Annotated in this window: 14 protein-coding genes, 5 tRNA genes and 1 other RNA gene; 9 read left to right on the top strand and 11 right to left on the bottom strand. The window is 39.7% G+C overall.

Annotated features, from left to right (window positions below; translation table 11 throughout):
- Window positions 1-29: 29 nt before the first annotated feature.
- From RFW85_RS14555 to RFW85_RS14520, 8 genes are all read right to left on the bottom strand, one after another.
- A complete protein-coding gene (locus tag RFW85_RS14555) occupies window positions 30-980 on the bottom strand; it encodes a ribose-phosphate pyrophosphokinase (protein WP_002120445.1) in 951 nt (316 codons plus the stop codon).
- Between the two features lie 36 nt (window positions 981-1,016).
- Window positions 1,017-1,091 (bottom strand) — tRNA-Gln (locus tag RFW85_RS14550).
- A gap of 91 nt (window positions 1,092-1,182) precedes the next feature.
- Window positions 1,183-1,257, bottom strand: a tRNA-Gln gene (locus RFW85_RS14545).
- 20 nt (window positions 1,258-1,277) lie between these two features.
- Window positions 1,278-1,352, bottom strand: a tRNA-Gln gene (locus RFW85_RS14540).
- A gap of 26 nt (window positions 1,353-1,378) precedes the next feature.
- Window positions 1,379-1,453 (bottom strand) — tRNA-Gln (locus tag RFW85_RS14535).
- On the bottom strand, window positions 1,452-2,285 hold the full coding sequence (gene ispE / locus RFW85_RS14530) for a 4-(cytidine 5'-diphospho)-2-C-methyl-D-erythritol kinase (protein WP_032056901.1): 834 nt from the start codon (window positions 2,283-2,285) through the stop codon (window positions 1,452-1,454). The genes RFW85_RS14535 and ispE overlap by 2 nt, the downstream gene beginning before the upstream one ends.
- 18 nt (window positions 2,286-2,303) lie before the next feature.
- Window positions 2,304-2,882 (bottom strand): lipoprotein insertase outer membrane protein LolB, encoded by a 579-nt coding sequence (gene lolB, locus RFW85_RS14525; protein WP_032056900.1) that lies wholly within the window; start codon window positions 2,880-2,882, stop codon window positions 2,304-2,306.
- 4 nt (window positions 2,883-2,886) lie between these two features.
- Window positions 2,887-4,596, bottom strand: a complete 1,710-nt coding sequence (locus tag RFW85_RS14520) for a tetratricopeptide repeat protein (RefSeq protein WP_005070953.1) — start codon at window positions 4,594-4,596, stop codon at window positions 2,887-2,889.
- 88 nt (window positions 4,597-4,684) lie between these two features.
- Here RFW85_RS14520 and hemA point away from each other — a divergent pair, with 88 nt between their 5' ends.
- Window positions 4,685-5,968, top strand: coding sequence for a glutamyl-tRNA reductase (hemA, locus tag RFW85_RS14515; RefSeq protein ID WP_005075265.1), 1,284 nt, complete (start codon window positions 4,685-4,687; stop codon window positions 5,966-5,968).
- On the opposite strand, the gene RFW85_RS14510 is transcribed toward hemA, so the two are convergent.
- Both RFW85_RS14510 and RFW85_RS14505 read right to left on the bottom strand, forming a co-directional pair.
- Window positions 5,965-7,833: a DNA primase gene (locus RFW85_RS14510; RefSeq protein ID WP_063098223.1), complete on the bottom strand. Its 1,869-nt coding sequence runs from the start codon at window positions 7,831-7,833 to the stop codon at window positions 5,965-5,967. The two genes, hemA and RFW85_RS14510, sit on opposite strands and share 4 nt — an antisense overlap.
- Window positions 7,834-7,991: 158 nt before the next feature.
- Window positions 7,992-9,155, bottom strand: a complete 1,164-nt coding sequence (locus RFW85_RS14505; RefSeq protein WP_170248376.1) for an outer membrane protein assembly factor BamD — start codon at window positions 9,153-9,155, stop codon at window positions 7,992-7,994.
- Window positions 9,156-9,226: 71 nt separating this feature from the next.
- On the opposite strand from RFW85_RS14505, the gene rluD reads away from it, so the two are divergent.
- From rluD to RFW85_RS14490, 3 genes are all read left to right on the top strand, one after another.
- Window positions 9,227-10,279 (top strand): 23S rRNA pseudouridine(1911/1915/1917) synthase RluD, encoded by a 1,053-nt coding sequence (gene rluD, locus RFW85_RS14500; protein WP_032038599.1) that lies wholly within the window; start codon window positions 9,227-9,229, stop codon window positions 10,277-10,279.
- A 10-nt stretch (window positions 10,280-10,289) separates the two neighbouring features.
- Window positions 10,290-11,027 carry a peptidoglycan editing factor PgeF gene (pgeF, locus tag RFW85_RS14495; protein ID WP_309171633.1) on the top strand — a complete coding sequence of 246 codons (738 nt, stop codon included), beginning with the start codon at window positions 10,290-10,292 and terminating at the stop codon, window positions 11,025-11,027.
- Window positions 11,028-11,217: 190 nt separating this feature from the next.
- Entirely contained in the window at window positions 11,218-11,769 is a 552-nt protein-coding gene (locus RFW85_RS14490; protein ID WP_199978221.1) for a flavodoxin family protein, read from the top strand.
- Between the two features lie 51 nt (window positions 11,770-11,820).
- On the opposite strand, the gene smpB is transcribed toward RFW85_RS14490, so the two are convergent.
- Window positions 11,821-12,297 carry an SsrA-binding protein SmpB gene (smpB, locus tag RFW85_RS14485; RefSeq protein ID WP_002120348.1) on the bottom strand — a complete coding sequence of 159 codons (477 nt, stop codon included), beginning with the start codon at window positions 12,295-12,297 and terminating at the stop codon, window positions 11,821-11,823.
- Between the two features lie 134 nt (window positions 12,298-12,431).
- On the opposite strand from smpB, the gene coaD reads away from it, so the two are divergent.
- The 5 genes from coaD (at window position 12,432) to RFW85_RS14460 (ending at window position 15,045) form a co-directional block, all read left to right on the top strand.
- A complete protein-coding gene (gene coaD, locus RFW85_RS14480) occupies window positions 12,432-12,923 on the top strand; it encodes a pantetheine-phosphate adenylyltransferase (protein ID WP_005070938.1) in 492 nt (163 codons plus the stop codon).
- A gap of 1 nt (window position 12,924) precedes the next feature.
- Window positions 12,925-13,188 carry a YfhL family 4Fe-4S dicluster ferredoxin gene (locus RFW85_RS14475; RefSeq protein WP_086266024.1) on the top strand — a complete coding sequence of 88 codons (264 nt, stop codon included), beginning with the start codon at window positions 12,925-12,927 and terminating at the stop codon, window positions 13,186-13,188.
- Window positions 13,189-13,215: 27 nt separating this feature from the next.
- Window positions 13,216-13,571: RNase P RNA component class A (rnpB, locus tag RFW85_RS14470), an RNA gene on the top strand.
- Window positions 13,572-13,635: 64 nt separating this feature from the next.
- Window positions 13,636-13,712: transfer RNA gene (locus RFW85_RS14465), tRNA-Met, on the top strand.
- 148 nt (window positions 13,713-13,860) lie between these two features.
- On the top strand, window positions 13,861-15,045 hold the full coding sequence (locus RFW85_RS14460; protein WP_309171632.1) for a porin: 1,185 nt from the start codon (window positions 13,861-13,863) through the stop codon (window positions 15,043-15,045).
- Window positions 15,046-15,084 lie beyond the last annotated feature (39 nt).

The raw sequence follows: 15,084 nt of genomic DNA, 5'->3' as shown, positions 1-15,084 counted from the left end.
AAGGCTAGGGTTTATAAAAAGCTGCAATATTATAAACTATCGAACATTGCACTGATAGACTCTTCGTTATTAATACGACGAATCGTTTCAGCAACCATGCTAGCAACAGAAACCTGACGGATCTTGCCTAAGGTCAATGCTTCTTCAGAAAGAGGAATGGTATCAGTCACAACCAGTTCATCAATAACTGAATTACGTAAGTTTTCAATAGCCTTACCTGATAGTACAGGGTGAGTTGCGTATGCAACTACACGACGTGCACCAAATTGCTTAAGCGCATCAGCTGCTTTACACAATGTACCAGCAGTATCAACCATATCGTCTACGATAACGCAATCACGATCTTTTACGTCACCAATTAAGTGCATAACTTGCGACTCATTGGCTTTTTGACGACGTTTATCAATAATTGCTAAATCGATGTCACCCATCTGTTTGGCAACAGCACGAGCACGTACTACACCACCAACGTCAGGAGAAACCACCATAAGGTTGTCATGTTGTTGTTGACGTAAGTCAGCAAGCAAAGCAGGAGTACCGTAGATGTTATCGACTGGAATATCGAAGAAACCTTGAATTTGGTCAGCATGTAAGTCGATCATCACGACACGGTCAATACCAACAGTGGTAAGCATGTCTGCAACAACTTTAGCTGTAATCGGCACACGTGCAGAACGTGGACGACGGTCTTGGCGAGCATAACCAAAATAAGGGATAACAGCGGTAATACGACCAGCACTTGCACGACGCAAAGCATCTGCCATAACCAAGATTTCCATAAGGTTATCATTGGTAGGGGCACAAGTAGGCTGAACGATAAATACGTCTTTACCACGAACATTTTCAGTAATTTCTACTGAAATTTCTCCATCAGAAAAGTGACCGACTGATGCAGCACCTAGAGGGATATGTAAGTGACTTACGACTTTTTGAGCGAACTGTGGATGAGCATTTCCACTAAAAACGACAAGATTGGGCATGAAGCACCCTTGGCGGTTGGTATGTAATGAAATAGATGGCAGGGGCGGCTGGATTCGAACCAACGGATGCCGAGATCAAAACCCGGTGCCTTACCACTTGGCGACGCCCCTAATGCGGCAGAACTTTAATATTTTTGCAATGCAATGTCAAGATTAATCAACAAAAAGCATAGCAATTAAGTCTGTCTTTAAAATAAGAGAATGGCAGGGGCGGCTGGATTCGAACCAACGGATGCCGAGATCAAAACCCGGTGCCTTACCACTTGGCGACGCCCCTAAATTCGATGATATATATGATGGCAGGGGCGGCTGGATTCGAACCAACGGATGCCGAGATCAAAACCCGGTGCCTTACCACTTGGCGACGCCCCTAATATAATCATCATTACAGGTGAGGTTGGCAGGGGCGGCTGGATTCGAACCAACGGATGCCGAGATCAAAACCCGGTGCCTTACCACTTGGCGACGCCCCTAACGTGTAACTTTAAAATGATTAAGAGGAGATTCTTTTAAACTATTTACCAAGTAAGATTTACATGGTGAATGGTTAAGAATTTCGTCAATATTCATTTCATTTGTTACTTCAGTAAAAACACAAGCACCTGTACCTGTAAGCTTTGCTTGACCAAACTGATCTAAATATTGCATTGCTTCTTCTACTTTAGGGTATAACTGTCGAGCCAGTGGCTCAAAGTTATTTCCAAAATTAGAAGGCTCTAACTGATAGGCGCAAAATTTAGTGGTCTTAGAGTCTCTTGTCAATGTTTTTTGTGAAAAAAGCAATTGAGTGCTGATAAAACAATCAGGTTTTAAAATAATGAACTGTTTTTGATCTAAGTCTATGAATGATAAATGTTCACCGATGCCTTCGGCCCATGCGTTTTTACCATAAATAAAAATAGGAACATCAGCACCGAGCTTAACACCGTAGTCCGCAAGTTGTTCTTGCTCCAGACCACATTCCCATAATTGATTTAACACAATAAGCGTGGTGGCGGCATTGGAAGAACCACCGCCTAGACCTGCGCCCATTGGAATATTTTTTTCAATTTTGATGTGTACACCACAAAACTTTTTTGCATGTGGCTTTAGTATTTGCGCTGCCCGATAAATCAAATTTTCTTCAGGACGAATTTCACTTAACCCATCAATTTTGATTTCTTCATTTGAAGTCAGGGTAAATGTCATCCAGTCATATAAATCAATAAGTTGGAAAATGGTTTGTAGCTCATGGTAACCATTTTCGCGTCGGCCTGTAATATGTAAAAACAGGTTGAGCTTAGCAGGGGAAGGAACTCGAATCATAGATTTATATAATTAGACTTAGCGGTTTTGGATGACCATTGTAATACGGTTTTCTTTATCTTCAGCAAGAGCTTGCTTTAAAACCAGTTTGTTTGGCAAAGTTTGTTCACCATCGTAACTGAAATTAACCGTCCAGCCATCTTCAATGAGTTGGCTCACTCGATTTGCAGCGTCTTTCGTAATTTGAGCATTTAGCGTTGCTGGTTTTGCTAAAATCCAGCTCGTTAAGTGTGTAATAGGGGCTTGCCAACCCGTTGCACGTTCTAAAAGTTCTTCTGGAGAGGCAGCGCTAATAAGTCCTGTTTTAGAACTGTTTAAAGTTACTTCGCCTGGTTTACCCTGAATTTGGGTTTTTCCAACGCCTAAAATGCCGCTTAACTCGATATCAAAATTATCTTGCTGTTGAAGCCAAGTAAAAAAAGCACTACCGGTTTGTTGTGGTGTACGAACTCCAATCTTACCTTGCAAATTAAAGTGCTTTTCATCTTGAACTTGTTGGGTAACCGCTGGCTTGGGTTGAGTAAAATGCTGACAACCGGTTAGAAATAATGCACTTGATCCACAAATCGCTGTGCACAGTTGGGCAAATTTGCTCATATATTTAACTCTTTTTTGCAGATGTAGGTAAAATTAACGCATCAAGCTGTTGTAATTGTGGATCATTGGCATGTTTTTGTTTCAGTTGTTGTAACACTGCGCTAAATTGCGTGAGTGACCCTTGCATATACAAAGCTTTAGCATAACGAACGCCAATATTTATATTATGGCTAAGTTCATATGCTTTGCCTAAGGCTTCCGCCGCAGCTTCATAATCGTTCTGTAAAAATGCAATATAACCTAGCGTATCAAGGATTGAAGCTTGTTCAGGTGCATATTCTAATGCTTGCTCTGCATACTGACGTGCTTCTTTTAAACGACGATTTTGCAGGGCTAGTGTATAAGCATATGCATTTAGATACGTTGGGCTGTTAGGCTCAAGTTGTAATAATTGTTTTAATGTTTTGTCGAGTTTGTCGCGGTCCGTATATGGATCAAGTAATAAAACTTCCGCATAAATCAGTTCCGGATCGTCGGGTAAGTTTTTAATTGCTTCATCTAATAGATTTAGTGCAGCTTTTTTATTGCCCATTTTCTTTAAGATTTCAGCTTGGGCTTGATATAAGAAACTTGCATGTTGAGGATAATTTACTCGTTCTTGAGTAAGGAACCGTAAAGCATCGTGTAAATTTTCTTGTTTATCATATATTGCGATCAAGTTTCGTCTAGATACCACATATAAACTGCCATCAACTAAACGATAGTAAGCTTTTGCAGTTTCATAATGCTGTTTACGCTCTGCGTTAATGGCTAAGTAGTAATATGCTTCATTTTGGTATTTAGCCGAGTTTCTTAGGTCAACAAGATATTGTTCTGCTTTGTCATATTGCTTTAAATCAATACTTGTTAAGCCTGCAATGAATAAGGCTTCTTCAGCTTTAGGGTTAGTTTCTATAATTTTTTCAAGTTTTTCTAACGCAAGCTGAGATTGGTTAATTTGTATGAGATAGCGGATTTCCGCTAATCGAATATCTAAATTTTTCTTATTCTTACGACTCGACTTTGCATACCATTTAAGCGCACCTTCTTGATCGCTGAGAGCAATAAGTAAGTTTGCTTTCATTAAAATAAAGCTCGTTACTTTAGGACGTCGACGTAATGCTTTGTTAATGTTGGTTAGTGCAGTTTGTAATTGACCATTTTGAGCTTCTAAATTGGCGATGAGTGCTAAAATAGAAGGATTGTCTTTTTCTGCGCTAGAACGTAAAGCTGTTAATAGTACTTCTCGATCCTGCGCATTTTCTGGAGCAATGCTAGCCAAAATTTGTTCTAAATCGGCAGTGGGATCTATCTTTAAAATTTTATCTAATGTCTCAGCAGCAAGCTGATATTCGTGCGTTTTTAAAGCAATGTGTGACAAATAAAATAAAGCTGGTACATCTTTAGGCTCTTGAGCTACCCAATGAGTAGCAATATTTAAAGCAGCTTGTAAATCATTATATTCAAGTGCAACGTCTAAAGCTCTCTGCTTAATTGATGTAGAGTTGCTTTTAATTGCGAGCACTGTGTAATTATGCAAAGCGTTTGGAATATCGTCATAAGCTAGAGCAAATTCAGCGACCATCGTTTGCTCTAATGCCTGATCAAATGAATGCACGGCATAGGTCTCTTGCACAGGACGTGCATAGACATACGAGGACATGCTACCTAACAACAAGAATGTGGTAGAATACTGTCTTATCGAAGCACCGTTAAAATTAATACGGCTATTCATTTGACGCAATTTTTATTGATCCAAAGTAATGCTTTTTATGACACCGATGTTGCACAATAGCATAAATTTAGCGAAATGATGATCTGATATGTCTTTCTTTGCATTGGGTGTCAACCATCAAACAGCTTCTGTAGAACTCCGCGAACAAATTGCTTTCAATGCAGAGCGATTAAGTCGTTTGCTTGCCGAACAACGCCATCACCAAAACTTAAAGGATTTGGTGGTCGTCTCGACCTGTAACCGTACAGAAGTTTATGCCATGGCAGAAAACGCCGAAAGCCTTCTAAAGTGGTTAGCCGATGCCAATAATATTGATGTAAAGCAGTTAATTCATCATGTTTATCGTTACGAGAATACGCAGGCGATTACACATTTAATGCGAGTGGCGAGTGGTCTAGATTCTCTCATGCTTGGTGAGCCGCAAATTTTAGGGCAGGTTAAAAGTGCTTTAGCATTGTCTAAAGAAGCTCAAACGGTCTCTCCTGAATTAAATAGTGTTTTTGAATACGCTTTCTATGCAGCTAAACGTGTACGTTCCGAAACAGCGGTCGGTAGTCATGCTGTTTCGATGGGGTATGCTGTTGCACAACTTGCTTTACAAGTTTTTAGTAAGCCTGAAAAGCTTACCGTAATGGTTGTTGCTGCAGGTGAAATGAATAGCTTGGTTGCTAAGCATTTGGCTGAAATGGGTGTCGCGAAGATTATTATTTGTAATCGTAGCCGTGAGCGTGCTGACCAGCTGGCTCAGGAGATTGCACATCAGGTTGAAGTTGAAATTATTGAGTTTTCAGCATTAGCAGAAAATTTATATCGTGCTGATGTCGTGTCGAGCTGTACTGGTAGTTTATATCAAGTTATTGCTTATTCTGATGTTAAGGCCGCATTGAAGAAACGTCGCTACCAACAAATGTTAATGGTTGATTTAGCGGTACCACGTGATATAGATCCTAAAGTTGAAGCACTTGATGGGGTCTATTTATATGGTGTTGATGATTTACAGAGTGTGATTGATGAGAACCTTGCCCAACGTCGTCAGGCGGCTGTTGAAGCAGAGGTAATGGTTAATCAATTAGCTACTCAGCTTATTACGCATCAAAAAGTTAAAGAGGCGGGTAGCACAATTCATGCTTACCGCCAGCACAGTGAAGAAATTAGTCAACAAGAGCTTACACATGCACTAGAAGCTTTGCATCATGGTGAGAATGCTGAACAGGTATTACAGCAATTTGCACACCGTTTGACGCAAAAGCTTATACATCCTACATCAATATTACTACGTGAAGCCGCTAAAGCAGAAAATCCTGATTATTTTGAATGGTTACAGCAGCATTTACAGGATGTATTTGATCATGAACGTAAGCCAAAACATTAAGACAAGAGTTTTAAACTAATTTGTTTTGTTAATTCATTCAGTTGTTGTCTTAGATTTCTTGATTCAATTAAAGAAATCGGTGATTTCAGCTTCTGACGCAAATATCTTTCTTGCAGACTTAATGAATATTCTTTAGCTAACTTGTCAGCTACTTCAGGAGCCTGTGTTAATGCTTGAATATTTGTTCTTTGCATAATATCGGCGATTTCATGACAGTAACTACTACAAGCACCAAGCACATAATAAGTTGCCAACTCTTGATCATCCGGTAAATCATCAAAAATACGGTTTAAGATTGCCAGTACTTTAGCCAATAATTCATCTTGCTGAATATAAGCCCGTAATCCTTCGAAATGAATATAAAGAAAAGGATGATGCATTAAAATTGCAATCGCAAAATCTTCGTCTTTGGTTTGAATGTTAAAAGATAAAGATGCATCGTGACTAATTTGTGGGGTAAAACGCTTACCTAAACCGAGTTTTTCACGGAAAGATTGAGTAAGCAAGTAGCGGAAAGAACCTTGTTTAGGTAAGAGTTCAGTTAGTTCTCTGAGTTCTCCCATGACTAAACTTTTCCCTTCAGGCGTACTGATATCGTGTTGACCTGTTAAGTGAGCAAACACGAAATCGGACAGAAGAGGGGCTTGTTGTAATAGTTTTTGGAAATTTTCGAGTCCTTCTCGACGGATGAGAGAGTCGGGATCGTGATCATTCGGTAGAACAAAAAATTTGAGTTCACGACCATCATTGAGAAGGGGTAAAGCAATTTCTAAAGTTCTGCGCGCAGCTTTTTGACCTGCTGCATCGCCATCAAAAGCAATCGTAATACGACTATTTTGTTTAAATAAAATATTAAGGTGTTCAGTATTACTTGCAGTCCCTAACGTTGCTACAGCTCCAGTAATGCCATATTGCTGAAGCGCAATGACATCCATATAGCCTTCAACCATTAACCAATCGCTAGATTTAAGCTTTCTACCTTCATAAAGTCCATAAAGTAGCTGATTTTTATGAAAGACTTCTGAGTCTGGCGAGTTAATGTACTTAGGTTTAATTTCGTCATTTAAGGCGCGCCCACCAAAACCAACTACTCGGCCTTTAGGGTCGCGAATTGGGAAAATGACACGATCACGTAATAAATCAAAATCACGACCATTATCGCTTGAGCGGATAAGTCCAAGTTGTTTTAAGCCGTCAATGTCATAAGGAAAGGCTTTTTCTAGATGTTGCCAGTCTTCTGGAGCATAGCCTAAGCGCCAAAACTGAATCGTCTGATTGGTTAGTCCACGCTGTTTAAAGTAATTTTTGGCTTTTTGACTATGAGGTAATTGTTGTTCATAGAACTGCGCAACATTTTCCAGTAAGTCATATAAATTACCTTCTTGAACTGGCTCATCAAAGCTAAACGGCTGTTCGAACTGAGCAAAAGGGTCATCAAAAAATACTGGTTCAAGCGTGTTGTAGCTCTCATCACTTGGTTGTTGTGGAGTTACAGGCTCTGCCGCATTTGTTTTAGTAACGGGTGGCTTTGTAACCTGACGGGTATAAGATAGTTTTTTATTTTCAGTATTATCTTTAGGTAATTCAATTCCGGTACTGCTCGATAACTCTTTCATTACCTCAATAAAGTTTCGGTTATCAATATCCATAAGAAAACGGATTGCATTTCCGTTAGCCTGACAACCAAAGCAGTGATAATACTGCTTGTCGCGATAAACATGGAATGATGGCGTTTTTTCTTGATGAAAAGGGCAACAGCCGGAATATGTACGTCCGGTTTTTTTCAATTTCACACGCTGACCAATCAGATCGACAATATCTGTGCGATCTAGAATTTGATCAATCGTATGTTGTGGAATTGCCATAATTCAGATAACCGTATTAAAACTTGATGAGACAGCGAGTCAGAATATTCTGACATGATGAATCGAGATATGCCCAATAAATATTTTAATATTTTATAAAAACAAACAGGCAAGTGATATCACTTGCCTGTTTGTTGATGTTTTTTTAAAGCTTAAACTTATTGAGCAGCGTTATCCGCACCTTGTGTTGCCTCATCTGATTGAACATCGGTTGAAGCTTCAGTAGAGGTGACAGCTGGCGCAACAGTTGTATTTTCTGCTGCTTGTGGTTCAGGTTTGTCTAATAAACCGAAGCTTAAACGGTTTGTCCAACTACGTTCAGACTTAGGAGCTTCAACAGGTGCTTGTTCTGGTGCTTCAGTTTCTTCTTTATCTGAATTACCAATTAAACCAAAGCTAACACGGTTGAGGAAACCACGTTTTGGAGCTTCTGCTTCAGTTGTGCTCTCTGGCGTTGCAGCAGTCGATTCACGACCAAAAATACCTAAAGTTGCACGGTTGATCCAGTTGCCTTCTTTACGAGCAGCACGCATGTTAACTGTGCCGTCTTTTTTCACAAGGCTTGGGTAATTAAGCTTTAAAACTTCAATATATTGTTGCGACGTAGCTTTATCACCTAACTTGTCATAGCTATATGCCAAAGTGGCTAAAGCTTCTGGAATTTGAGGTGTTTGTGGATAGTGTTCAATCACCCATTGCGAACGTTCTGCAGCGGCGATCCAAGCTTTACGTTTAACGTTGAAGCGGGCAGCAGTCATTTCATTTTCGGCAAGTTCTTGCCCAATGAATTTCATACGCTGAGCAGCATCAACAGAATATTGGCTACTTGGGAAACGACGAATTAAATCAACAAAGTTTTGATACGCAACTTTTAAATAACTCACATCACGATGTGACTGTTGCAAAGACGTATAGCGCAGCAAGCTGTCGTAGTTTTGCTCCATATTGGCAACAGCACGAACATAATAAGCATAATCCACATTTGGATGTTGAGGATTTAAACGAATAAAACGTTCTGCTAAGGCAATGGTGCCTTCATAATCTTTTTGTTTAAATTTCGAATATAGAAGTTCAAGTTGTGCTTGTTGAGCGTATTGTCCAGTCGGATAATAAGTATCGATTGCCTCTAAAGACTTGGTCGCATCAAGATATTGACCACGGTCAAGCGACTTTTGGGCCTTTTCGAAGTAAGCTTGTTCACTAGATTGAGGGCCAGTATCGACCACTTCTTTTTTACTTGGATTGCTGCTACAGCCCACAAATGCAGACGCTACGCCTAAAGATAAGGCAAGCATCGTAATTTTATAACGTGGTAGCGACATAAAAACTCCTCTGTTATGTTGGGCAATGAGCTACAATTGCGCTATTAAACCACTTTTATCTCAATGATCAAATGACTTCAGCACAATCTTCAAACACAAACTTCTCTGAAACCGACTTCAATTTACTTGAAGATTCTGAGGATGCAGATAACCATACTTCTGATACAACTGCAACACGTTTATCGTTGCAAGTTCAGCTAGATGAAACCTATCTGGGACAACGTATCGATCAGGTAGCAGCCTTGGTATGGAGCGAGTTTTCACGTGAAAAGCTCAAGCAATGGTTGAAAGATGGCCATCTGTTGGTGAATGGTAACATTGTCAAGCCTAAACACCGTTGTGAAGGAACTGAGCTGCTTACGCTCGAAGTAGAGCTCGAAGCCCAGACGACGAGTCAACCTGAAAATATTCCACTTAATATTGTCTATGAAGACGATGATATTTTAGTTATTAATAAGCCGGTAGGCATGGTGGTACATCCAGGAGCCGGCAATAGTTCTGGAACTTTAGTGAATGCTTTGCTTTACCACTTCCCAAAATTGGCAGAACTTTCGCGTGCTGGTTTAGTACACCGTATTGATAAAGATACCAGCGGTTTACTGGTTGTCGCTAAAACTCTAGAGGCCCAATTTTCTTTAAGTAAACAGTTGGCGAATAAAACGGTTTACCGTGTATATGATTTGGTTGTTTACGGAAATATTATTGCTGGCGGTACGATTGATGAACCAATCAAACGTCACCCAGTAGACCGTGTAAAAATGGCAATTTTACCGGGTGGGCGAGATGCGGTAACTCACTACAATGTAAAAGAACGTTTTAAAGATTTTACCCGTGTACAAGCTCGCCTTGAAACAGGACGAACACATCAGATCCGTGTGCATTTTAGTTACATTGGTTATGGCTTAATTGGTGATCAGGTTTATATGAACCGTGTGCGTGTGCCAGCTGGTGCATCTGAGCTGCTCATTGAAACTTTACGTGGTTTTAAACGTCAGGCATTGCATGCAGCTAAATTGGGCTTAAAACACCCTCGTACTGGTGAAGAAATGCTATTTGAAGCGCCGTGGCCTGAAGATTTCACACATTTAGTGAATGTGTTACGTTCAGAAAACGCTGCATATTAAGGACGTGCATATGGAATTTGTTCAAGGTTTACCTCAAGGCGTATTTGTAGGGCAGACACGTGTTCAACATCCTTTGGCATTACCAACAGGTCAGGTTGAGTTATCTGGCTTTAATCTGGCTTTACATGTCAAAGATGAGCCACAGCGTGTTCAACAGCATCGAATGATATTGTTGGATGAGTTTGCGAAATTTGGTGTTAAAAAAATGACATGGATGACCCAAACGCATAGTACGATTTGCCATACTGTAAATGAACAAATTCCTTTTAAAGCTTTAATCGGCGATGGTTTGGTCACCCAAACAAAAGATCATGCTTTAATGATGATGACGGCTGATTGTTTACCTGTCGTGTTGGGAAATGCCGAAGGAACCGAAGTCGCTAATTTGCATGCCGGTTGGCGTGGTTTAGCAGGTGGCATTATTGAAAATACAGTGACGGCTATGCAAAATCCTCCAACTTGGGCATGGTTAGGAGCTGCAATTAGTCAACCTTGTTTTGAAATTGGGGCTGAAGTAAAAGCTGCCTTTTGTGATAAATATCCAGAGTTGGAAACAGCTTTTGTTGAAGGCGTGGCTCCAAATAAATTTCATGCAGACTTATATGCTATTGCACGCTTTATTTTGCAAAGTCTAGGTGTGCAACAAGTTTTGGGCGGAGATCGATGCTCTTATCAACAGGATGAAGAGTATTTTTCTTATCGTCGTGATGCGAAGACAGGGCGTATGGCTACGTTTGTTTTTATGTAAGTTTTGATCACCGCCTTAAATGACTCTCTTATTTTATATTCATTAAAAAATAAGAGAGTTTTTTATTTAACTCCAAAATATTTCTATAGTATGCGGTAGTGAAAGCCTTATATTTCATATTTATAGATGAAGGTTTAGCAAGCGTTAATAAAATGATAAAATAGAAAAAATCGCTCAAAATTTTAAACTTATGTCTTTGCCTGAAAAACATCTCTCTATTGTCTACCACAGTCCATATGGTCATACCGCGAAAGTAGCTTCCGCTATTGCTGCTGGGGCAGAGGTGATGGGTGTAAAAGTACATTTAATGAATATTGAACATATTGATTGGGATGCACTTGATGCATCGCATGGTATTATTTTTGGTTCACCTACCTATATGGGAAGTATGACGGCCGACTTTAAAAAGTTTATGGACAGTACATCTAAACGTTGGAAAAATCGTTTATGGCAAGGCAAGCTTGCAGCTGGCTTTGCAAATTCAGGTGGGTTGAGTGGCGATAAACTAGCGGTTTTACAACAATTAAATATTTTTGCGATGCAACATGGCATGCTTTGGTCTGGGTTACCTTTGATGACTACAGGTCATAGTGAAAAAGATTTAAATCGATTATCGAGTTGTTTGGGTTTAATGACGCAGTCAGATAATGCACCTGTTGAAATTACTCCTCCACAAGGCGATTTAGATACGGCTAAATGGTTTGGCGAATATCTTGCTGGACTCTTATATAGATTAAATTAATAAAATTCAAAATGTAAAAAAAGCCTCTAAAACAAGAGGCTTTTTATTTAATTACTTATGAAATATACGAGCTTTATCACGCTGCCAATCGCGATCTTTTTCAGTCGCACGTTTGTCGTGAAGCTGTTTACCTTTCACAAGCGCGATTTCAAGTTTAACCAAGTGACCTTTCCAGTAACATGCCAAAGGAACACATGAGTAACCTTTTTGGTTAACTGAACCTGTTAGCTTTTCTAGTTCTCGGCGCGATAATAATAATTTACGTGTACGTGTAGCTTCAGGTACTACATGAGTAGATGCTGAAAGGAGCGGTTGAATTTGTGCACCAAATAAAAACGCTTCACCATTCTTAAAAATGACATAACTTTCTGTCAAACTCATGCGACCAGCACGTAAAGACTTTACTTCCCAACCTAGTAAAGACATACCAGCTTCAAATTTTTCTTCGATAAAATAATCATGGCGGGCACGTTTGTTTTGTGCGATGGTTCCGCCATTATGTTTTTTCACTACTGTCGCTTTCGCCATAATTCAAACTTCCACAATTATGCCTATTGTGCCGTAAACTGATGCTAAGGTGAAGTTTTTCCTGCACATCAATATTTCGCCTGATGTATAACTTTTGCTAAAATAGGTTCACAATACAATTAGAGTACTAGCGGATGTCTAAAACGCGTGTAATTTATCCTGGAACATTTGACCCCATCACGAATGGACACGTTGATTTAGTTACTAGAGCATCAAGAATGTTTGATGAGGTTGTAGTAGCAATTGCAATTGGACATCATAAAAACCCTTTGTTTAGTCTAGAAGAGAGAGTTGAACTGGCCCAAACTTCATTAAGCCATTTATCAAATGTTGAATTTGTCGGCTTTGATGGGCTGCTAGTTAATTTTTTCAAAGAGCAGAAGGCAACAGCAGTACTTCGTGGTTTAAGAGCAGTTTCTGATTTTGAATATGAATTTCAACTTGCCAATATGAACCGTCAACTTGACCCACATTTTGAAGCAGTATTTTTAACGCCATCTGAGCAGTATTCATTTATTTCTTCGACATTGATTCGGGAAATTGCTCGTTTAAAAGGGGATGTAACCAAGTTTGTTCCGCAAGCTGTGGTTGAGGCCTTTGAACGTAAACATCAACAAGGTTGGTAAAGTGTCGTTATATATCACCGATGAATGCATAAACTGTGATGTTTGTGAACCAGTTTGCCCAAATGAAGCTATTTTCATGGGTGAAGTGATTTACGAAATTCATCCAGATTTATGCACTGAATGCGTTGGTCATCATGACCAGCCGCAATGTCAGTTATTTTGTCCAGTAGACTGTATTCCTAAAGATCCGCAGCATGTGGAAACGGAAGAACAGCTATTAGACAAATATAAAAGATTAATTGCTCAAAAAAGCACAAGCAATTAGTAAATAAATTTGTTAATATGCGCCCCTGAGGTGAGCTGGATGGTCGCTGCTGTGGAGGTCTTCGTGACTGAAGCAGGGGAGGAAAGTCCGGGCTTCATAGGGCAGGGTGCCAGGTAACGCCTGGGCGGTGAAAGCCGACGGAAAGTGCAGCAGAGAGTAGACCGCCTCATTCGTGAGGTAAGGGTGAAAGGGTGCGGTAAGAGCGCACCGCGTGTCTGGTAACAGTTCACGGCATGGTAAACCCCACCAGAAGCAAGACCAAATAGGAATCCTGAGGTACGGCCCGTACTGGATTCGGGTAGGTCGCTTGAGCGTATGAGTGATTGTACGCCTAGAGGAATGACCATCCTCGACAGAACCCGGCTTATAGGCTCACTTCACCTCATTTTATTTAAAATTTTTCTTGACGTGCGTTAAAGAAGTTAAGATAATGCGCGCACAGTTTTCGGCTATGTAGCTCAGTTGGTTAGAGCACCGCACTCATAATGCGGGGGTCACAAGTTCAAGTCTCGTCATAGCCACCATTTTATAGACCACGCTCCTGCGTGGTCTTTTTTTATGCTCATTTTTTGATTAAACACAGTTTGTAAAGACCGACTTTATAGTTGTGGCATTGTTTGTCTAGACCAATTTCTTCATGTTCTTATAACACTTAACAAGGATGTTGAAGACATGAAAAGGTCATTATTATTTTTAGGAATTTTAAGTTTAACTGCGGGAGTAGAGGCTTCAGCGGCTGATTTGAGTTGGGGAGATCCAACTTTAGATTCGGGTCAATTTAAAGTGTCTGGCGCAGTACGTTCTCGTTATTTGCATAAAGATTATGTGGTTGATGCAAATGAAGGGTCCCAAAATGATGATTGGCGGTTAACTGATATTAAATTAGTATTAGGTTATGAAAATCCAGATTGGATTGCAGGTGCGGATGCCCGTTGTTATCAATATGATCGCTTGTGTGATGTGATTTTTCTAAAAAAAGCTTGGGTAGGTTATAAATTATCTGATCAGCAGAGAATCACGGCAGGTTTGCAACCCGTTGATTTTGGCTTTGGCGAATTTTGGGGAAGTAGCTATTACGAAACGCTTTTAAATACCGTTGGTTTAGAAGATATCGATAATCTGGGGATTAAATATAAATTTGCAGATGATAAATATAATTTGACCTTAGGTTTCTATCCAGCTGATGGAGGAAATTATAAGGGAACTTCAAAGGACTCAAGCAGATACAGTGGTAACTTTGTGGAAGCTGATGATTTAACCACAGGTACTAATATCGAAGAAAAGAATATGTGGATTGCTCGAGGATCTAGAAAATTTGAACTTGATAAAGCTCAAAAATTTTCGACCGAGTTAGGTGGTTCAGTTTGGTACTCTGATTTAGAAAATAAAAGAACTGATGAAGACGGTCATCGCAAATCATGGAACATTTTTGCTCAAACGCAATATCAGGCATGGCAATGGATGTTTTTAGCTGGTAAGCAAGATGTGACGAATGGGGATGATTTATTGCCAAATAGCTCAACCATTGGAGCATTTGATTATCCATATCAAGTTGCCAATAAAGGTAAATATTTGGTTAATGAAATTAACTATACCTTTGCTAAGCCATTCCACAAACTTGAAAATATTAAGCCTTATATTTCTCATAGCCGCTTTTTTAAAGACGAGAATGGCTATAAAGATTCTGAACGCTTAATAGCAGGGGTTTATTTTAATTACAAAGCCATTGGTATTCAGGGGGAATATATTATGAGTAAAAACGATCCAATGGTTGGTGGTGGGGCTGATGGCCTTGCACAAGGTAGTAGTAATGATTGGGATAAATTATTTTATCTTTCAATTGGGTACTATTTTTAAAATTTAAAAGCAATTTATTGCCCTAAGTGAACAGGCATC

This window comes from Acinetobacter sp. 12966 (genome assembly GCF_031196995.1).
GTDB classification, from domain to species: domain Bacteria; phylum Pseudomonadota; class Gammaproteobacteria; order Pseudomonadales; family Moraxellaceae; genus Acinetobacter; species Acinetobacter geminorum.
This window is presented reverse-complemented; position numbering and strand designations above follow the sequence as displayed.